The sequence below is a fragment of the Acinetobacter sp. ANC 4805 genome (assembly GCF_022549495.1).
Classification (GTDB): Bacteria; Pseudomonadota; Gammaproteobacteria; order Pseudomonadales; family Moraxellaceae; genus Acinetobacter.
This window is the reverse complement of record NZ_JAKZGD010000001.1, coordinates 77,424-97,651: the sequence shown is the minus strand read 5'-3', so window position 1 is coordinate 97,651 and position 20,228 is coordinate 77,424. Positions and strand designations below refer to the sequence as shown.

The 20,228-nt window shown below is 38.8% G+C and carries 20 protein-coding genes; 11 read left to right on the top strand and 9 right to left on the bottom strand.

Annotation, left to right across the window (positions count from 1 at the left end; all coding sequences use genetic code 11):
* Positions 1-6 precede the first annotated feature (6 nt).
* A complete protein-coding gene (locus MMP60_RS00445) occupies positions 7-594 on the bottom strand; it encodes a YqiA/YcfP family alpha/beta fold hydrolase (RefSeq protein ID WP_241334487.1) in 588 nt (195 codons plus the stop codon).
* Positions 595-855: 261 nt separating this feature from the next.
* Here MMP60_RS00445 and MMP60_RS00440 point away from each other — a divergent pair, with 261 nt between their 5' ends.
* Positions 856-2,202, top strand: coding sequence for a GPI inositol-deacylase (locus MMP60_RS00440; protein WP_241334486.1), 1,347 nt, complete (start codon positions 856-858; stop codon positions 2,200-2,202).
* Positions 2,203-2,255: 53 nt separating this feature from the next.
* On the opposite strand, the gene MMP60_RS00435 is transcribed toward MMP60_RS00440, so the two are convergent.
* Positions 2,256-2,759, bottom strand: coding sequence for a disulfide bond formation protein B (locus MMP60_RS00435; RefSeq protein WP_241334485.1), 504 nt, complete (start codon positions 2,757-2,759; stop codon positions 2,256-2,258).
* 18 nt (positions 2,760-2,777) lie between these two features.
* Entirely contained in the window at positions 2,778-4,355 is a 1,578-nt protein-coding gene (gene gshA, locus MMP60_RS00430; RefSeq protein WP_241334484.1) for a glutamate--cysteine ligase, read from the bottom strand.
* Positions 4,356-4,548: 193 nt separating this feature from the next.
* Here gshA and MMP60_RS00425 point away from each other — a divergent pair, with 193 nt between their 5' ends.
* From MMP60_RS00425 to MMP60_RS00415, 3 genes are read left to right on the top strand one after another with little or no spacing between them, the layout of a single operon-like run.
* A complete protein-coding gene (locus MMP60_RS00425) occupies positions 4,549-5,088 on the top strand; it encodes a DUF924 family protein (RefSeq protein ID WP_241334483.1) in 540 nt (179 codons plus the stop codon).
* Positions 5,089-5,127: 39 nt separating this feature from the next.
* Positions 5,128-5,685: a hypothetical protein gene (locus MMP60_RS00420; protein WP_241334482.1), complete on the top strand. Its 558-nt coding sequence runs from the start codon at positions 5,128-5,130 to the stop codon at positions 5,683-5,685.
* An 18-nt stretch (positions 5,686-5,703) separates the two neighbouring features.
* Entirely contained in the window at positions 5,704-7,011 is a 1,308-nt protein-coding gene (locus tag MMP60_RS00415; protein WP_241334481.1) for a DUF445 domain-containing protein, read from the top strand.
* 125 nt (positions 7,012-7,136) lie between these two features.
* Here the strand turns inward: MMP60_RS00415 and MMP60_RS00410 are convergent, their stop codons facing one another.
* The gene (locus MMP60_RS00410; protein ID WP_241334480.1) at positions 7,137-7,574 is read right to left on the bottom strand and encodes a hypothetical protein; all 438 of its coding nucleotides are present in this window, start codon (positions 7,572-7,574) and stop codon (positions 7,137-7,139) included.
* Between the two features lie 318 nt (positions 7,575-7,892).
* Here MMP60_RS00410 and MMP60_RS00405 point away from each other — a divergent pair, with 318 nt between their 5' ends.
* Positions 7,893-9,047, top strand: a complete 1,155-nt coding sequence (locus MMP60_RS00405; protein WP_241334479.1) for a methionine aminotransferase — start codon at positions 7,893-7,895, stop codon at positions 9,045-9,047.
* A gap of 99 nt (positions 9,048-9,146) precedes the next feature.
* On the top strand, positions 9,147-10,514 hold the full coding sequence (locus MMP60_RS00400; RefSeq protein WP_241334478.1) for an MATE family efflux transporter: 1,368 nt from the start codon (positions 9,147-9,149) through the stop codon (positions 10,512-10,514).
* A 78-nt stretch (positions 10,515-10,592) separates the two neighbouring features.
* Here the strand turns inward: MMP60_RS00400 and MMP60_RS00395 are convergent, their stop codons facing one another.
* Positions 10,593-11,420, bottom strand: coding sequence for an SDR family NAD(P)-dependent oxidoreductase (locus MMP60_RS00395; protein ID WP_241334477.1), 828 nt, complete (start codon positions 11,418-11,420; stop codon positions 10,593-10,595).
* A 306-nt stretch (positions 11,421-11,726) separates the two neighbouring features.
* Between MMP60_RS00395 and MMP60_RS00390 the strand changes: the two genes are divergently transcribed.
* From MMP60_RS00390 to MMP60_RS00370, 5 genes are all read left to right on the top strand, one after another.
* Entirely contained in the window at positions 11,727-12,404 is a 678-nt protein-coding gene (locus MMP60_RS00390; protein WP_241334476.1) for a TetR/AcrR family transcriptional regulator, read from the top strand.
* A 249-nt stretch (positions 12,405-12,653) separates the two neighbouring features.
* Positions 12,654-13,364: a phosphate regulon transcriptional regulator PhoB gene (gene phoB, locus MMP60_RS00385; protein WP_004679100.1), complete on the top strand. Its 711-nt coding sequence runs from the start codon at positions 12,654-12,656 to the stop codon at positions 13,362-13,364.
* Positions 13,365-13,373: 9 nt separating this feature from the next.
* Positions 13,374-14,732 carry a phosphate regulon sensor histidine kinase PhoR gene (gene phoR / locus MMP60_RS00380; RefSeq protein ID WP_241334475.1) on the top strand — a complete coding sequence of 453 codons (1,359 nt, stop codon included), beginning with the start codon at positions 13,374-13,376 and terminating at the stop codon, positions 14,730-14,732.
* Between the two features lie 125 nt (positions 14,733-14,857).
* Positions 14,858-15,322: a DUF2147 domain-containing protein gene (locus MMP60_RS00375; RefSeq protein ID WP_241334474.1), complete on the top strand. Its 465-nt coding sequence runs from the start codon at positions 14,858-14,860 to the stop codon at positions 15,320-15,322.
* A gap of 521 nt (positions 15,323-15,843) precedes the next feature.
* Complete coding sequence (locus MMP60_RS00370; RefSeq protein ID WP_241334473.1) at positions 15,844-16,752, top strand: LysR family transcriptional regulator; 909 nt, start codon at positions 15,844-15,846, stop codon at positions 16,750-16,752.
* Positions 16,753-17,153: 401 nt separating this feature from the next.
* Here MMP60_RS00370 and MMP60_RS00365 read toward each other — a convergent pair whose 3' ends face one another.
* From MMP60_RS00365 to MMP60_RS00350, 4 genes are all read right to left on the bottom strand, one after another.
* Entirely contained in the window at positions 17,154-17,708 is a 555-nt protein-coding gene (locus tag MMP60_RS00365; RefSeq protein WP_241334472.1) for a hypothetical protein, read from the bottom strand.
* Between the two features lie 162 nt (positions 17,709-17,870).
* Positions 17,871-18,212, bottom strand: coding sequence for a hypothetical protein (locus tag MMP60_RS00360; protein WP_180108366.1), 342 nt, complete (start codon positions 18,210-18,212; stop codon positions 17,871-17,873).
* Between the two features lie 144 nt (positions 18,213-18,356).
* Complete coding sequence (gene asd / locus MMP60_RS00355; RefSeq protein ID WP_241334471.1) at positions 18,357-19,208, bottom strand: archaetidylserine decarboxylase; 852 nt, start codon at positions 19,206-19,208, stop codon at positions 18,357-18,359.
* Positions 19,205-20,053 carry a rhodanese-like domain-containing protein gene (locus MMP60_RS00350; RefSeq protein ID WP_241334470.1) on the bottom strand — a complete coding sequence of 283 codons (849 nt, stop codon included), beginning with the start codon at positions 20,051-20,053 and terminating at the stop codon, positions 19,205-19,207. Before MMP60_RS00350 ends, asd begins: the two co-directional genes overlap by 4 nt.
* Positions 20,054-20,228 lie beyond the last annotated feature (175 nt).

Below are 20,228 nucleotides of genomic sequence, written 5' to 3'. Positions count from 1 at the left end.
TCCTTATTAGATGGCTGTCGATAAAAATTCGAGTATGAAGGGTAATTTTTCTTCAAAATCATCCATTGCATGATTACCACCAGCGTCGGTTAAAATCAATGAAGATCGATGTGTCGCACTATAATAACGTTGTGCCTGACGATAATCCAAGACTTCGTCGCCTTGTTGCAATAGTACGAGAATTTTATCAGCATGCTGTAACTTCGTCTCAGCAATTGATTGTAATTGCTGCAATTGATCAGCATCAAGCGTCCATGATTCCGTGACTTTGAGTGGGATTTGTTCAATTCCAAATAAATCTTCGAATAGTTGCCATGGTTGCATAGCAGGATTAATCAGTACAGCAGCACAAGCATATTTTGCGACAAGATATGTCGTATAGAAACCACCTAAACTGCTTCCCACTAAAACAACTTTATCGTGTGATAAATTTTTGATAAGTTGAGAGAGTTGCTGGATGACTTGCGCTGGCGGCTGATTTAAGTCAGGTAAATGCACCTGTGCTAGATTGTAGTTTGCACAATATTGTTTCAACTGTTGCCCCTTTTTAGACATCGGGCCACTTCGAAAACCATGTAAATAAATAATTTGCATACGCACCATTAATGGTCAAGAGCTTGACTTATAGTGGAATAAATCACATTATTTCAATCAATGGATAATTAAATAACAATATAAATTACATTTAAGCTTAAAATTGTCTGACACAAAAAACGATTCTATACTCCGTTCATCAGTATTCTAAAAAAATTACTTATGAAACACATAAGATGTAAGCGTTTGTTGTAGTTTACCTAAACAATGTTAAGTTAATTACTTCAACCCTTCGGTATATACAAGGATGGGGAAATCAATATGCCAAGTTTAACACCTCTGCACGAAACCTACTGTAAGTGGGACAGTACCCCCCCAAGTCAGGCAGATGTTTTGGAAGGTTTAGCACAAGTCGTGAGCACGAGCTTAAGCGGAGTACACGAATTGGTGCAATTGGTACAAACTGAAGTGTTAAGGACAACACTCGGTTTAAGTGCACAAAAAGCCAAAAAATTACAGAAACTTCCACAATTGCAGACATTTTATCAATTCTCCTATGACACCTTGCAAAAATATGGGAGTAGTTTTCTCGCACCAAATCTGCGCCGTATCATTGAAAAATTCCCAGTCTTACATGACAAGCCGCTCACACCGACATTACATTTTGTAGTCGGCGCATTAAATGGGATTTTTGGAGATTTTTTCTTAAAGCAACACAATCCTCTTGCATTACCAATGGTGCTTTACGATCACTATGGATCGGTACAAAAAGGTGAGCTTACAGGGCGTGTCGTCATTTTAGCGCATGGCTTATGTATGAATCACCTCACATGGTCAAATCATCGCTATGGTGGAATTGGCGAACGTTTACTGGCACAACGTGATAACAACACCATGTTATACCTCAATTACAATACAGGGCGACGTATTTCAGCCAATGGCCGTAGTTATGCCAATGTGCTTGAGGATTTAGTTCAACGGAATCCACGAATCACCAGTATCGATTTGATTGGGCATAGTATGGGTGGCTTGGTCTCTCGTAGCGCCCTATTTTATGGCAAACAAAATCTCTACCAATGGGTACACATGGTTGAGAACTTAGTCTGTATTGGTTCACCACATCATGGTGCTGTTTTAGAGCGTTTTGGCTTTATTTTGCAAGATAAGCTTGGTGCTTTCCCTTTTATTAACTTAATTGGCCAGTTGGTCAACATTCGTAGTAATGGTATTTTAGATTTGCGTCATGGCAGTGTTCGAGATGATGATTGGGAACATAATGATGCGCGTATTGGCTTTGCTGATGACAATCGTAAACCGGCACCATTGCCCTCACATATCAATACGTTCTTGATTGCAGGTACTTTAGAATTTGAGAAATTGCGTAATAAAGCACTCTCTGTCATTGGTGATTATCTGGTCAGTGTAAAAAGTGCCTTAGGGGAACATCCAAACCCACGCTTTCAATTAAAACTACCTGATACACATAAAGCTGTCTTCTATGGACTGAATCATTTTGAAATTCAGTACCATTCTAGTGTGGCAGAGCAGATTACCCGTTGGTTATACCCTGAAGTCGATGAAGTGGTTGAAGATGGTATTCAAACACATCTGATCAATGTCCCAAATAATTATACTTTTGATGACTTAGATGGCATTGTAGAAACCTAATCCGTATTCTTCATGCGACAAAAAAGCCAACTCACGTTGGCTTTTCTTTTTTCTTATTTAGCGACCTTATAATTTCTAAAAAGCTGCCATAAACAAACCAATAAGATCAAGCTGAAATAAAGCAACGACCATACTGGCAAGGATTGACCTAAGAACGTCCAATCAATTGCAGCACATTCACCTGAACCTGAAAGAACTTCTTGGAATACCGCTTTCATGGGTAATGCATCGACCAAATAATCCAAACCAGGGCCGCAACTTGGTACTTTATCGGGTGGCAAATGTTGTAGCCAAACATGGCGGGCTGCAACCCCAACCGACCAACCGATGGATAAAGTTGCTAATAGTGCATAAAAACATTTAAAACCATTTGAAATCGGATTATGAATAAATGCAACTAACCCAATCAATCCCATTCCAATTAAGCCAATACGTTGAAAAATACACAGTGGACAAGGCTCCAAACCTTGTACATGTTCTAAATACAACGCAAACGAGATACCAATAATACTTGTCAGTACCAGTAATGCACTAACTAAGCGGTAATTCCATCGCATGGGAAGCCCTCTAAAATTTTAGCGATATTGTGCAAGATATTGTTCAAAACTCATGTCGTTATCTTGTTCAAGTTGCACTTGTTTTTGCAACGATGTTTGCGCTAATTGTGCGAAATATTGTTCTCTTTCTGCACTTAACTGATGTTGCTCATAACGATTGACATGCTGTTGAGCCATGACACTCCCAAAGCTCCATGTCCCACCATTATCCAAAGTGTCTTTAATCACGTGTGCTGAAAGCGTATTTTCAACATGATCCAAACGATGTTGCATTACTTGGATCGCCTCACGATATAACGCGGAACCATCCATTTGATCTAACAAAATGGCACAGTCCTGAATCGCATTTAAATGACGTTGTGCCCAATCTTGAAGTGAAACTGTGGTTTGACCATCTTGAATTTTGGCATCTGCTGCACGTCCGCGATTGACCACTTCAGTTTGATTATGATCAATTTGCTCTTGTTCTTCTGCAAACAAATCAGGACTGTCTTGTAATAAACAATACAATGCTAAACTTTCAAGGAAACCTGCCGAGATTTCATCAATCCCAATCGCACTATAGGGATTGACATCGACTGCACGTAATTCCACATAGCCCACACCACGATTTTTCAATGCTTGTGATGGAGTTTCGCCCGCTTGTGGCACTTGCTTTGGACGAACTAGACTGTAGTATTCATTTTCGATTTGAAGCACATGATCATTGATCTGAATCGGTTCACCCTGTGCATCATTGAGACCTAAATCGGTAAATTCAGGATAAGGCGTATGCACCGCTTTTTGTAATCCATCGAGATAATCGTGTAGATCGTTGTAATGAATGCCCAATTCTTTTTGTGCTGAGTTTTGATAGCCCAAACGTCCCATTCGCAATGCAGTCGCTTCTGGTAAATATAAAGTTCCTTTAACCAACGGCTGCAAGTGATGCTCACGCCCTGTTAAAAAGCAACGACAGACAGATGGGCTTGCACCCAACATATACATCACTAAAGGGATCAAACGAATAAAGTTTCGAATCAAACCAAAATAACGATGGCTACGATAATCCTGCAAACTGAGTTGTTTTAATTCAGGCTTGGTTTCATGTTGTTGCAATACTGCAAACAATTGATCAGGAAAAGATAAATTGTAATGCACACCCGAAATGGTTTGCATACGGCGACCATAGCGCACACCTAAACCATGACGATATAAGGTTTTAAAGCGACCAATATTAGATCTACCATACTGTGCTAATCGGATATTCTCTTCGTTATCATCCAACATACACGGCATAGAAAGAGGCCAAAGTCTTTCGCCCTCTTCTAGCTGCTGATGCACCACGCTATGGATATCTCTTAATTCATCTAATGCAGCTGCGATGGTTGTTTTCGGTGTGGTAATAAACTCCATCAACGCTTCTGAATAATCTGTCGTGATATGCGGATGTGTCAGTGCAGAACCCAACGCATCTGGATGATTTTTTTGTGATAAAAATCCATTGCTTTGCATACGTAAACTTTCGCGTTCAATACCGCGTAACATTCCTTTTAATAGCGAAGCATCTACCCAAGTCGGTATCACAAAGGAAGAAAGTATGCTGGGTTGATTCATAATTTATATGCTCGCTTATTTAAGATCAGCCAACCACATCAATGGTCGCGACTCGGTTATTCCGCCAATTATAACGACAATTGTGATCTAGTCATCTGATTTAGTTTGGCAATTTTTATCACAATCTTATTACATAAGACATGCTGAAATTGTGATTTTATTAAAAAATAAATCTTCCGATGGATACTGAACTATGCAAGCGCAGGACATTATTAATTTCTGGTTTGACCCTGAGCATCACTCGCTTTGGTTTGCCAAAAGTGATGAATTTGATGCAAAAATTCGCGATCAATTTCAAATAATTCACCATCAAGCAACCCAAACTGAACTTTGGTCTTGGCGACAGACACCCGAAGGTCGTTTAGCTGAAATTATCGTATTAGATCAATTTTCTCGTAACTTATACCGCGATCAGCCACAAGCCTTTGCCTATGACAATATGGCGTTGATATTGGCTCAAGAAGCGATTAGCTTACAACTCGATGCTCAACTTAGCCCTGAACAATGCGCATTTTTGTATATGCCATTTATGCATAGTGAATCTAAGCTGATACATGAGTTTGCCTTGAAACTATTTCAACGCTTGGGCAACGAAATTAACTTAAATTTCGAGAAAAAACATAAAGTCATTATCGACCGTTTTGGACGCTACCCACATCGCAATGCACTATTAGGGCGCGTCTCAACCCCCGAAGAACTAGCATTTTTAACACAACCGAATAGCAGCTTTTAAGTCGCTCATCTCCCACGACTTTGACCATAGGAATTGCAGATGAAAGCTTTATTAATCTACACGCCCCTCCTTGTTGCATTGACATTCACAGGCTGTGCAACCGTTCCATCTAAACCCAAAACCTTCGATCAACTGGGTCAATTCACCGCTTATCCATTAAATAACAAAACTTACCGCATTGGTTTCCAAGCAGATAATAATTTGAGTTATGGTACAGCAGAGGAAATTACTTTACTCAAAGCTGCACAAACCACGATAAAAAATGGTTTCCGTTATTTTACGGTGGTCGATGACCCAAGTAACGCACGACATAAAACGCAACGCCAAGCCGTGATTTACTCAACCCCATCGTATTACCCATATGGCTACTACCGTCGTCACCCTGCCTTTTGGCCCGATCCATTCTATGATATGCCACAAGTGGTCAATCTTGATCCAATCCAAGTGTCGTATACTATTGAGTGTTTTCAGACACAACAGCAATCCCCTGATGCTTTTGATGCACAACTCATTTTGCAATCATTAGGGCAGAAATATGGTTTAAGTCCAACAGGAGACGTGTTGCAACCCCCTGCACCACCTCAAAACAAAAAGTAAATTGATAAGGATGACTTAATGAATTCAGTCGAAGAAATTCACGTACCGAGTCTACAAAGAAGTAAATACTTCGCCACAATGGCATTGATTATTGCTGTGGTGGCATGGATTGGATTAATGGTCGTGGCACATTTTCTACCTGAATATAAATGGGTCATCCACATCTTGATGCTCGGTGCAGAAGCAGGCGTGGTCGGTGGCTTAGCCGATTGGTATGCGGTAACTGTACTCTTTCGCAACCCTTTCGGGAAAATGCCTTTACCAAAACTATTGCGTGACCACACCGAAATTATTCCCCGAAATAAAGCACGTATTGCTGAATCTATGGGACGCTTTGTACAAGAGAATTTTTTATCACCACAGATCGTTGAACGCAGTTTACAAAATACCGACATCAGCTTGGCAGTGGGTCAATGGTTAGCCAATCCAAAAAACAATAAGCAAGTGGTACAGATGATTCAACACACTGTACCGAAGATCTTTGAATTTGTAAGCCAAGACCAAATTGCCCATTTCGTACAAAACAATAGTGTGCAATGGGTCCGCAGCACTAAAGTCAATAAACTCGCCAGTGAAATGTTACGTGCTGTTTTGGAAAATGATTTCCATCAAGATGTGCTACAACGTGGGCTGGATCTTGCGCATGAATGGATGGTATCTCACCCTGAAGAAGCACGTGATCTTTCCCGTAAACTGTTCCAAGAATTAGGTGTTTGGAAACTTGCTAAAGGCGCAAGTTGGATTGGAATTGATGTACAACAACGTACCATTGATTCATTGATCGAAAAAGTTGAATCAATGTTAGCCAACCCTGAACATCCATGGCGACAGGACATTGAAGCAACCACGCATGCACTGATGTTACAACTGGCAGATACAGACAGTGATGCCAGTCAACGTTTAAACAGTGGAAAAGATGCGCTGCTCGATAGCCCACAAGTACTAAACTTTATCAGTGGTGCAGTGGCGATTTTATGTGATGCGATTAAAACTGATTTAATGCAAGAAGATTCAGGCATTGCCACCAACTTACAAGTCGCAATTCAACAGTTGGGTGAAAGCTTGATTCAAAATGAAAAAGTGCGCCAAGTCTTGAATGAGAAAATGGTTGGCTTAGCAACCAATTTTAGTGAGCAATACAGCGATAAGATTATTCGCTATATCAGTGAGCGTATCCATGAATGGGATTCGCGTGAAATGATTGCCAAAATCGAAAGTGAAGTTGGTGGTGATTTGCATATGATCCGCGTCAATGGCGTCATCGTGGGTGCGTTTATTGGTTTAGCCCTCGGTGTGATTCGTGCAATTGTTGAAAATGTTTTGTAAGTGATGTGATTAAAGACGGTAAAACCGTGATGTTTTGCCGTCTTTATGATCACTGAATTGAAATAAAATAAGCCCCAATACGAATACCATCCGATTTAGAGATCTATCATTTCACTCCCTGTAGATCAAACCATGTATTTACTTTCTTGATAATAACGAGTCAAAGCATCTGTATCTTGCTTTAAAAATGCAGTCAGATAAGTTTTCACTTGCACTAATGAAAGTTGATCAAAATGAATCTTTTCTTTTGCCTGCAGCGTAATTAATCCAAAGATTTGCTTTTTAGCAATAACCACTGGAATATTAGTCTTCACGATAAATTTAAGTTCTTGAGCAGACCCATAAGGATTCAAGACAATTTCTATCGTTCGTTCCTTGTTTTCATCTGTAATTGTAAACGTCGGATTTGCACCATTGAGTTGTAACCAACGGCTTAATTGTTTTTTCCAACCCATTTTATCAAAGCGAGTTAATATCTCAATGGTATTCAGTGCTTCAAGCTGCTCTACATCTTTTAAATTAATATGATGTGGATAGCGTATTTTTAGATCGAAACTGTCCATTACTTAATGTCCCATTTCACAGAAATTTGTATTTATTTTAATCACCACCTATAAATTATATCGCTTAATAAAAAAAATAAAAGCATATTATGTAATTGAAAATTAAAAATTAATTTGATATTTTTAAGTCAAAAATGACCAATTCTGTCAGTATTATTCTTATTAGGACACAATTCCATTATTTCTCTTGATGGGAAACACATTCTCCAAACGAACAAGAGAGACGTATCTCTTTTTATTTAGAAATCGAGAATTTGGAAAAAGCCCCTCTTTATCGCTACAATCACCTCAAAATAAAATGGAATTAGGTTAACCACAATGTTGCAGCTCCAGTCAAAACTCCCAAGCCAAGGCGTGACCATTTTTAGCGTGATGACTGAACTTGCACAACGACTGAATGCACTGAATCTATCACAAGGCTTTCCCGATTTCCCTGCTCCGCCTGCACTACTCGAAGCCCTTAGCCAAGCCACGCTTTCAGGTTATAACCAGTACCCTGCGGGTGATGGTGTGTTGGCATTAAGAGAACAATTGGCAAAGCAATTTTTACAGCGAGACCAACTGCAACTCGATCCTGTCACTGAAATTACCATTACCCCTGGCGCAACCATTGCGATTTTTTGTGCCATTCAAGCCTGTATCCATGCAGATGATGAAGTCATTATTTTTGACCCGAGCTATGACAGCTATGCCCCTGCGGTACAACTGGCAGGGGGAAAATCAGTTCATATTCATTTAGAAGCGCCAACATTTCAGGTGAATTGGCAAAAGGTCAAAGATTGTATCAATGCAAAAACTCGCATGATTATCGTCAATACACCACATAACCCAACAGGAGCGATTTGGTCAGAACAAGACTGGCGCCAACTGATTGAACTCATTCAAGATAAAAATATTGTGGTGCTGTCAGATGAAGTATACGAACATTTGGTTTTTGACGGGCAAAAGCACTATAGCGCACTGCAATTTCCAGAATTACGTGAACGTAGTTATGTGATTGGTTCTTTTGGCAAAAGTTATCATGTTACAGGTTGGAAAACTGGCTATTGTGTTGCAACTCCGCATTTGATGCATCTGTTCCGTCAGATTTATCAATTTGCCAATTTCTGCGGCACCACACCTTGCCAAGTTGCCTTAGCGCACTATATGCAGCAGCATCCTGAGCACGTTCAGGAACTCCCACATTTTTATCAGGCAAAACGGGATCTTTTTAATACCCAAATCCAAAATTCACGTTTCCAATTTATTCCATCACAAGGCACCTATTTCCAAAATCTCGATTACAGTGCGATTCGCCCTGACCTCAATGATATCGACATGTGCCAATTCCTTGCCGAGCAGCACAAAATTGTTGCGATTCCAATTTCCGTATTTTATCAACAAGCCCCTAAATCGCTTCGTCTGATTCGATTCTGCTTTGCCAAAACTGATCAGACTTTACAACGTGCAGGAGCAATCCTTGCACAGTGTTGATCAACAAAAATAAACCGAACAATCATGACGTCAATATGACCGATGATGGTATGGTGGAAAAAATAGAAACGTTTCTGGATGAAGCGTGAAGGAAATAGAATGACACCACGCCAACCTTTGGTGATGCAACCCAATCTATGGAAAACATTTTTTGTTTTTCTGGTTCCCTTGATTGCCACAAATATTTTACAGAACTTATCAGGAACGATTAATACCATCTTTGTCGGTCAAATGATGGGAGTAGATGCGATTGCTGCGGTCTCCGTCTTCTTTCCCATTCTTTTCTTTTTATTGGCATTTGTCATCGGTATTTCAGCAGGAACGACTGTGCTGATTGGACAGGCATGGGGTGCGCAAAACCTTGAAAAAGTACGGAGTGTCATTGGTTCTACCCTATTTATGACCCTGATTGGTGGTAGCATCATTGCCGTTTTAGGTTGGGGCTTTGCTGAACATATTTTGAAATTACTGGGCACAGATCCTAAAGTCATGCACCTCTCTTTGCCCTATGTTCGATGGATGCTGGTGGGTAGTCCATTACTGTTTGTCTATATTATTTATACTTCGATTTTACGTGGTGTAGGCGATAGCGTTACCCCTCTGATTGCCTTGAGTCTAACCAGCCTGATTGGATTAGCCGTCACACCTGTCTTACTCAAAGGTTATTTTGGTTTTCCTGCTTTGGGCATTGTTGCGCCTGCGGTGGCAACTATTATGGGATATGCCGCAGTCCTTATTTTTCTAAGCTTCTATCTCAATTATAAGAACCATCCACTGAAAATAGATGCCCGTCTATTGAAAAGTATTCGTCACGATAGCAACCTAAGCAAACTGATCTTAAAGCTTGGTATCCCAACAGGTATCCAAATGGTGACGACCTCATTGGCAGGCTTAGTTATTATTGGTTTGGTTAATCACTATGGTGCGCATGCGACCGCAGCGTATGGTGCAGTGAACCAAGTACTCAACTATATTCAGTTTCCTGCCCTCTCTATTTCAATTGCGGCTTCTATTTTTGCTGCTCAAGCAATTGGTGCTGGAAAACCCGAACTATTAGCCAAAGTCACACGAACCGCTTTGGGAATGAATGTCATATTCACAGGCAGTTTGATCACTTTAGCCTACTTATTTTCCAAATATTTAATGGCGTTATTTATTACCGATCACAGCGTCATTGAACTTGGGCAGCAGCTCTTATTCATCGTATTGTGGTCGCTTTTATTCTTTGGTGCGAGTGCCATTTTTGCCTCAATTATGCGTGCTAGTGGAACCGTCAATGTTCCGATGATGATCAATATTCTGACCATTATTTTAATTGAAGTTCCTTGTGCCTATTGGTTTAGCTCGTTATGGGGCTTAACGGGCATTTGGACGGCTTACGCGCTTTCTTTTGTCTGCTTATGCGTATTACAAGCGTCTTATTATCAGTTCGTTTGGAAGAAAGGTAAGATCAAAGTCCTAATCTAAAATTCGCACAAGCAACAATTCGCAATTTCAATAAAAAAGCCATTCTCATCAGAATGGCTTTTTTACAATCACGGAAACTTACATCATTTTAGTTGCGAATGCAGCAAGGCGTTGATAACCCGTTGGGAATAAACGCTGAAAAGAATCCACAATACGTGCATCTGTTCCAATCAACAGACGGCGTTTATCTTTCAACACAGCATTTAGAATCTGACGTGCAGCTTCTTCAGGTGGCGTACGTAAGAATTTATCAAACTGTTTGATTGATTTATTTGGGTCCATACCTAAGCTTTTTAGGCTATCGTTCATTTTCGCAGCTTTTGCGATATTGGTACGAATACCTCCTGGGTGTACGCACAGTGAACTTACACCACTCTTTTCAATATCAAGCTCTTGGCGTAATGATTCAGTAAAGCCACGGACTGCAAATTTAGTTGCATTATAAGCAGATTGTGTTGGCTGTGAGGTTAAACCAAAAATACTTGAGATATTGATGATGTGACCATCTTTGGTTTGCTTAATGAATGGTAAGAATTCTTTAGTGCCGTAAACCACGCCCCAGAAGTTAATTCCCACGATCCATTCTAAATCTTCATAGCTCGCACCTTCAACAGTTGAACCTAACGCTACACCTGCGTTATTGAAAATCATATTCACAGAACCATGATCTTGAACGGTTTCTTGCGCCCATTGCTTTACCGCATCGCGGTTTGAAACATCAAGCACTTTGGTGGTTACAGTGATGGGATTTTGTTTTACCAACTCAACAGTTTGCGCCAATCCTTTCTCATTGATATCACTCAATGACAAATGGCAACCTTGTTTAGCCAATAAAATTGCCAATTGTTGTCCAATCCCAGAACCTGCACCTGTGATCGCTGCGACTTTATTTTTAAAATTTTTCATTGCCTATCCTTTGTATTGCGAATGATATGCACATATTTGTCTAGATCATGTGCCGTTTAAGATGTAACCAATATAATTTTGACAATACATGTTGTCAATATAGTACACTACAGCTTTAAGACAAATGGCAATAACCAACATATTGCTTGTCATATTAGGTCTATTTACGTTTTATGACTTAAAATGTTGAAGTGTGATCAGGCATGTTTTACGAAATTTAGTTATTCTAAATCTGTAAGACCTGTTTAAAATGCAAATAAATCTTAGATATACGATTCAAAGACTTTTTAGGGAACGGTTTTTTCAATGGCAACTGAAGATCTAGCGACACGTAAAAAAAATAATACCGAAGCGAAAGAGCGTCAGTTTAAAGGTCTCTCTTTAACTGAACGTAAAGAATTACGTCGGGAAAAACTCATTGAAGCAGGTATCGCCACCTATGGGACACATGGCTTTTTTTCTGTCACCGTCAAAGATGTTTGTAATGAAGCAAAACTGACTGAACGTTATTTTTATGAATCGTTTAAAAAAAGCGAGGAACTGTTCCAAACAGTTTTTTTAAGAATGATTGGCAAAATGCAAAACTGTTTAACTCAAGCGGTATTAATGGCTGCACCCGAACCCAAGAATATGGTCAATGCGGGTTTATCTGCTTTACTCAATGCGATTAAAGATGATCCCCGTATGGCTCGGATTATTTATATCGATGCCATGTTGGTTCAAGACCTGCATAATCAAGCCACGATTCAGGAAACATTAACCCAATTTGATCGTATTATTCAGGCATTCGTGATGATTACCATGCCAAATGCGCCACAAAGTACTGAGGAAGTTTCTTTAATGGCAACAGGTTTAAATGGTTATGTGACACATATTATTATCCGTTGGGTTTCTGAAAGTTTTAAACAACCCTTAGAAGATGTATTATCTGCCTGTTGCGCCGTGTTTTTATCCTTTATTGAAACAACTTCTCAAAAAAATTAAAATCCTTTTACAGTTTTGTGACAAACAAAAGTATACGATGATAGCAGTATTAACCAAATGAATTTATTTGTTTTATTTACAAACAACTTGTCATCATTTGGTCACTGCTTTGCCCCAGAATTGTCACAATTTATTGCTAAATTCGACTTTATTCACTCTTTTGCAATGATATTGTCATAATTAATCTTTGTAATAAGCCTGTCATAACAACAAAACGGTTCACCGTTACAAATTTAAGGGTATTGCGCTGTGAAAGATGACTATATTTTAATTGTCGATGATGAGTTACCGATCCGCGAAATGATCCATACCTCTTTGGATATGGCAGGCTTCCAATGTTTACAAGCAGAGGATGCCAAACAAGCGCATCAGATTATCGTCGATCAGCGTCCTGCTCTTATTTTGCTGGATTGGATGCTACCAGGGGGTGTCAGTGGTGTAGATCTATGCCGTCGCCTCAAACGTGATGAAAACTTGGCAGAGATTCCTGTGATCATGCTCACTGCACGTGGTGAAGAAGACCATAAAGTGCAAGGACTTGATGCAGGTGCAGATGATTACATGACCAAACCATTCTCCACACGTGAATTGGTTTCTCGTATCAAGGCTGTATTACGTCGTGCCAATGCTCTCAGTGGCGAAAAAGTCATTGATGCCAATGGTTTAATGCTTGACCCTGTTAGCCAACGCGTCAGCTTTGGCAATAGTATTTTAGAGATGGGTCCAACTGAATATCGCTTACTGGCTTTCTTTATGACCCACCCAGAGCGTGCGTACACACGTGCACAACTACTTGATCAGGTTTGGGGTGGCAATGTCTATATCGAAGACCGTACCATCGATGTACATATCCGTCGTTTACGCAAAGTTTTAGAACCTTTCGGCGTTGATCGTTTTGTACAAACGGTACGCGGCACAGGTTACCGTTTCTCTACACGCGCTGATTTAGCAGCAGGTTAAAAATCCTTTATGTATGAACCTTATCCCGTCCCTGAGCTTGCACGTGAACATCAACGTTTCCGTCACAGCAATTTATGGACGTTTGCAAAACAAGATTTAAGACTGTTACTTTTTTTCTTATTGATTGCGAGCTTAATTGGATTCGGGGTTGGATACTTCTGGAGCTGTATTTTTGTCGCATTCGTGTTGTTTTTTTTCCTACAACTTCGGTCACTGTATTTAGTCAATGAATGGATTTCAAATCGTCCTTATGATGTTCCTCCCAACCTAAGCGGAATTTGGGGGGCATTATTATTCAATGTCTATCGTGCACAACGCCAAGAGCGTATTGTTCAAGCGGAAATGGTCGGATTAATTGACCGTGCACAATCCTCTTTGGTTGCACTAGCAGAAGCTGTGGTTTTGATTGATGACCAACACCAAATTGAATGGTGGAACCCTGCGGCAGAAAAACTATTAGGGATTAATCCCTTAGATCGCGGGCGTAATCTATTGGCTATTTTGCGCCAACCGAGTTTTATTGAATATTTTAATCATATTGATCAAGCACCTGATGGTATTCGCCTACAAGCACAAATGGATGAAGACCGCTATGTGCAAGTGAAACTGACACGCTTTGGTGGAGAAAGTCGCCTCTTAGTCGCTCATGACACGACACGAGTACATAACCTTGAACAAATGCGTAAAGACTTTGTCGATAACATCTCACATGAATTACGCACACCACTCACCGTACTGAGTGGTTATATCGAAACATTTATCGATCAAGATGACATTACGCCGCGTTGGAAACGTGCTTTTACTCAAATGCAGTCACAAACTAAACGTATGAATGCTTTGGTCAATGATTTATTGCTGTTATCCAATTTGGAAAACAATAAGAAAGTCGCAAAAAACCAAATTATTGATATGGCAAATTTAATGAATCAATTATTTGATGATGCTCGTGCCTACAATTTGGACTATGGTCACACGTTAAATCTCGATATCGACAGCCATTGTGATCTGATTGGCTCAGATATGGAAATTGCCAGTGCTTTCAGCAATTTAATTACCAATGCAATTAAATACACGCCAAAAGGCGGCATTATTACCATTGGTTGGCATGAAGATGGTGATCATGCTTACTTTACTGTGCAAGATAATGGGATCGGTATTAATCCAAAACATTTACCACGTTTAACCGAGCGCTTTTATCGTGTAGACAGTGCACGTAGTCGTCAAACAGGTGGCACAGGTTTAGGTCTTGCGATTGTCAAACATGTCTTGATGCAGCATGGTGCACATTTAGAAATCAGCTCGAAAGAAAATGAAGGGTCAACCTTTACTGCAGTATTCCCTAAAGAGCGTTTATATCGTATCGTTTAAAAATATTTAGGGAGCTTAAATCGCTCCCTAAATATTTGATATTACAATCTGATTACAATAACAATATAATAATACCTTGTTTAATTTCACTGCTAACGCATTCTTATTTAGATGTAAAATACTTTATGAATCCTCATTTTTTCCGCACTTTAGTATTTCTCTTTGGACTAAGCAGTCCATTTGCTGCAATCGCTACACCGACTGATCCCTTAATTGGGACTTGGAAAGTTGTAGATGAACGCACTGGTTCTTATTTATCTGATATTGTGATTAGACGGAACTCTAAGACTGAACAATATAGTGCCGTGATTGTCAAAATGTATCCTCTAGGTAAAGAGGCAATACCGACTTTATGCACCCTATGTTCAGGCGCTTTAAAAAATCAACCAATCATCGGTATGGAAGTTTTAACGGGTCTTAAGATGCTCAGCCCAAATGAGGAATTTGGACTCGGTATTTGGATAAATCCTTATGATGGCTATAAATACAACCTAAACGCGCGTTTGAGCAAAACAGGTAAAATGTTAAACATCAATACAAAAAATCCTAGCAATAATACTTTCCGAAATATGACATGGATTCGATTGTAAAGTGATTGTGGTTAACACTATCAAAGCAAAAGTAAAAAAGCCCGACATCCTGTCGGGCTTTTTCGTATTCCTTTCACTAGATACAACTCCTGTCATACCTCACATCCTGATGCACAAACTTATCATTCTTGTTTTATGTTTTGGAACTTCCTGTTCCCGATGAGTTGATATTAAGTGATTTGGATGTGTACGGATATGGGTCATTGACTGGAATTGGTGTAAGAAAAAGCGTACATCATTCAATGCTTGGACCATTTATCAAATGGATTAAATCTAAGCTTTAAGTTAAATGCATTCTGTTAATCACCCAATAAATTCATATGATCTATGGAGTTCGTCATTCCCATATAAGCATCATAGCTTTGAGCGAGCACACAAATGATAACAAAAGCGATCAATATCAATATTTTCTTTGTCATGGTCATCTTCAGTTACTCAAATAAAGAATCTATGAAAAAGGTATAAGATTTTTACCATCTAATCTAATATAGAAAAAACAAGCAATGATCTAATTTTGAGATATGTGGACATTAAAACAATTCAATTATCTAATCACGATTGTTGAAACTGGTGGCTTTATCGCAGCGTCAGAAAAGCTTTTCATTGCCCAATCAGCACTCAGCAGGCAAATTAAAAATTTAGAAGAAGAACTAGGCTTTGAAATTTTTGATCGTTCAGAAAAGAAAATTAAACTAACACCTGCAGGTGAGGCACTGTATAAAAGTTTAAAGACCAATCTTGATCATTTAAAAAGCTCGATTGTTAGTGCTCAAAGTATTAGTCGTGGTGAAGGTAGAATTATTAAAATTGCGCACTCTAGCAGCATTGTACTTGATCAAAATAAGCTCGAAATCTTTGAGCAGTTGTGTGATACACGTTTGATTGATATTGAAATGAATACTTTATCATCTGAACTACAGCTCGAATATTTATTAAATGGCAGCATTGATTTGGGCTTTATTCGCCCGCCGATTTATCACAATCTAAATGATGTAAATTCGATCAGTTTATACACTGCCCCTTTATACGTTGCTGCTCATAGCTCAGACTCCTTTTTCTATGAAAAAGAAAGTGTGACGATTCGAGAGTTAGCACAACTTAATTTTGTTTCTGTGCCTCATAAAGGACGTGGTGGGCTAAGCTATCTGGCTGCCAATTTATGTTTAGTCAATGGTTTTACCCCTAAAAGAACCAAAATCTATTCGAGAAAAAGGTCTCAACTGGAATTAGTCGCGAATGGTTTTGGCATTTGTATCGTACCCGAGGAATTTAAAGTGATTCTTCCAAATAATGTCAGACTGATTCCCATTCATGATGAAAATGCATTGAGTGAAGTCAGATTAATTTGGAAAAAGAATGAAGACCCAATCATTAACAGTTGTGCAGATGCTATTCATGCTTATTACAATGCTAAGCAGATGAACTTTTAAGAACTTACCGAGTTTTAGATCAAATGAAAAAAGCCCGACATCCTGTCGGGCTTTTTCGTATTTCGCACTTTAGGTATAACTCCTGTCCTACCTCACGTCCTGATGCTCAAACTTATCATTCTTGTTTTATGTTTTGGAACTTCCTGTTCCCTGATGAGTTGATATTAGGTGATTTGGATCGGTACGAATATGGGTCATTGACTGGAATTGGTGTAAGAAAAAGCGTACATGGTTAGTTTTATACTTGGCAAGAAATATCAGAACTGCTCAAAAAGAAGCCAACTTGTTTCTGTGTCGGCTTTTAGGTGTTTTTTTAGGTTATGTTAAATTTATAAGAAATTGATTTAATTAAAATAATAAAGAATGATTTCGCATAATGCCCATTATGTTAAATGGATGAGTTAAATCCATCCTCCAGTAATGAAATCTCCTGAATCATACCCAACAGAATACCCAATCTTTCTCTCTGGATAAGCGGTTTTATAATGATTGATTGATGCTTGTGCCAGTTTAAGTGCATAAGCTAAGAAAAAAGGATACTCAGCATAATTATCTAGCTCGGTTTCATCTGCTAAATCTTCAATAGATCGTAAAATTTCAGAGCTAAAGGCACCTTGTTCAGGATAATATGTTTGGGCTTCAGACATCCAATCTAGGTTATCTTCTTCTGAAATGTATTGATCTGATACTGCAAAATATAGATACCCATTATCAGAAAGACCAAACCAAAATCCTTGCTCAATAAAGGGAGAAGCTTCTTTTTCTAAAATATTAATTACATGGGGAGCTAAACTTTTAACTTCTGCTGTGTAATCTAATGCTTTGAATAGTTCCCAATTTTTATTTGGCTGCATTTCATGACAATGATTAATGACCGTTGTCATAAAATTATCAACATCAGTATCGTTTTTATGAAGATCAATTTCTTTAAAGATTTTTACGAAGTCAAATGACATAAACAGCCTACATTTCCCAAGATTTTAATAAGTAAGATACTTTTTAGATTGCCTAAAATTAACATAATACACCTTATGCAAAATCAAAAAATATAATTAAGTTACTATTTTTACTGGTTTTTTATAAATCTCATAAAACCTATTATGTTACATCGGACAGATTTAAACAAAAGGATTTTCACTTTCCCATGGCTGATTTTTAAAAATTACCTGACCATTCTCAACACAAATAATCCATGTATAAAAATATTCTTCACCAAGTCCACGACATTCAAAGTTAGAATTAGGGAATAATTCTGCTATTTTTTCTATAAGTTCTAAGCAATAAATAGGATCAACATTCAGTCCTTCTTTACCATCACTAAATGCAGTAACTAGACTGCTATAAACGTCTTCATGAACTCCATCATTAGCTAATATTTCTAAAATTTTAGTTTTTTCGGATGAGAGATCAACTTCATCGAAATCAGTATGTCTAACTTGTAATTCTGTGAAAAAACTCATGATTTAAAAACCTATCCATTATTATTGATGACAAATACATATTATAAAGATTATTTAAAATTAACATAATACAGCTTATGCGAAATACGTAACAATAAAAAAGCCCTTTAAAGTTTTAAAGGGCTTTTTAAACTTATTTCTAAATTAAACCGAATGCCCCAACCGCTCACCCATCACTACAGTCGAGTTCGCTTTAAACTGTTCTTCCCAGACCATTTTATCTTTTTCAAATAAAACCACAGCAGTTGAACCTAGATAGAAACGACCTAACTCCGCGCCTTTATCCAATTGCATTTGGTGATGTTGTAATTCAACACGACCTGTTGGTTTTACTTTACCCGTTGCAACAGTTTCAATACCCGCAACAATCATTGCGCCAACTAAAACCACCGCCATACGACCAAGTTCAGTATCAAACAGACAGACCATACGCTCATTACGTGCAAACAAACCTGGTACATTTTCAGCCGTAGTTTGGTTGACTGAGAACAACTCACCCGGAATATATAAAGTTTCGGTCAACGTGCCAGCCAATGGCATATGTACACGGTGATAATCTTTCGGTGATAAGTAAACCGTTGCAAACTGACCATCAATAAATGGTTTCGCCAATTGCGGATCACCAATCAATTTATCAACAGAAAAACTTTGACCTTTGGCTTGAAAAATATCACCCGCTTCAATTTTACCCAACTGTGAAATTGCACCATCAGCAGGACACACAATACTATCCGCTTGTTCATCTACACCACGTACACCATCTTTAAGCGCACGAGTAAAAAATTCATTAAATGACTTATATTGGTTCGGATTGGTTTGCTTGGCAATGCTCATATCAATGCCGTATTTTGCTTTGAATGCTTGAATCACAGCAGTTTTCACCAAAACATTTTCACTTGCGGCAACTTTACCAATCACACGGCTGAGTTGATGTTGCGGTACTAAATTTTGTGCTTGGATAAAAAGTTGTTTTTTTAAATCTGCTGAAAAACTCAAGATGGTGACTCCCCTGAAATAATAGGACTATCGAGGCGATTGCCCCATTCACTCCACGCACCGTCATAAGCTCTAACTTGCCAATTGAGCAATCTTGCCAAGATATACGCCAAGCCCGAACGATGGTGAGACTGACAATACACCACGACAGGTTGTTGTAAATTAAAGCCTAGTTGTTCTAAACGTTGTTGTGTGCGTTCAAGCGAGTGTAATTTTAGATGATTTTCACGATTAAGGGCAGTACTCCATTCAAAATGCAGTGCATTTGGAATATGACCACCACGTCGTGCAGCTAAACGTAGTCCAGTATATTCTTCATTGGTACGGCAGTCCCATAGCTGAATATTCTGTTCTTGCACTTGCTGAAGTAGTTCGTTGTATTCAATACGATGTTGTTGCACCGCATCTAAATCAACGTGTAGAAGATCAGCGACTGGTATGACTTTTTCAACATCTGCGGTTGTTGGCAAAGCTGCACCTAACCAAGCATGAATTCCACCATTGATTAAACTGGTACGCTCAAAACCTAAGCAATGTAAATTCCAGATTAAACGCCCTGCCCACGCCCCACCTTCATCGTCATAGACCACGACATGGTGCTGAGGGGTAATATTCAATTTCTCAATTAAAGCCTGCAAACTCGCTAAATCAGGTAATACCCCATTGGCTTGTTCTTGCTGTGCAACCAAATATTTTGGCTGCAAATGAATCGCATGGGCAATGTGTAATTGTTCATAAACCGATGCTCGGCTTAAATCAACGACACGAATCAGCTCATGTCCTAAATAAGGTACAAGTTCTTCAGGCTCAATCAGTAAACCTAGTTTAAAATCTACATCAGTCATTTTTATGCTGTTTTGTCATCCGCATTAGGTTGATTTTAACATAGCCGACTTTTTATCTTTGTCTGATTTTTTGCATTCATTTAGCAGAAAAGTAGATATAGCAAAAAGCCCAACGATTATGGATTAAAAGTATAAAATTTGCTGACCATTGCGAAAGTTAAGCCATATAAATCTA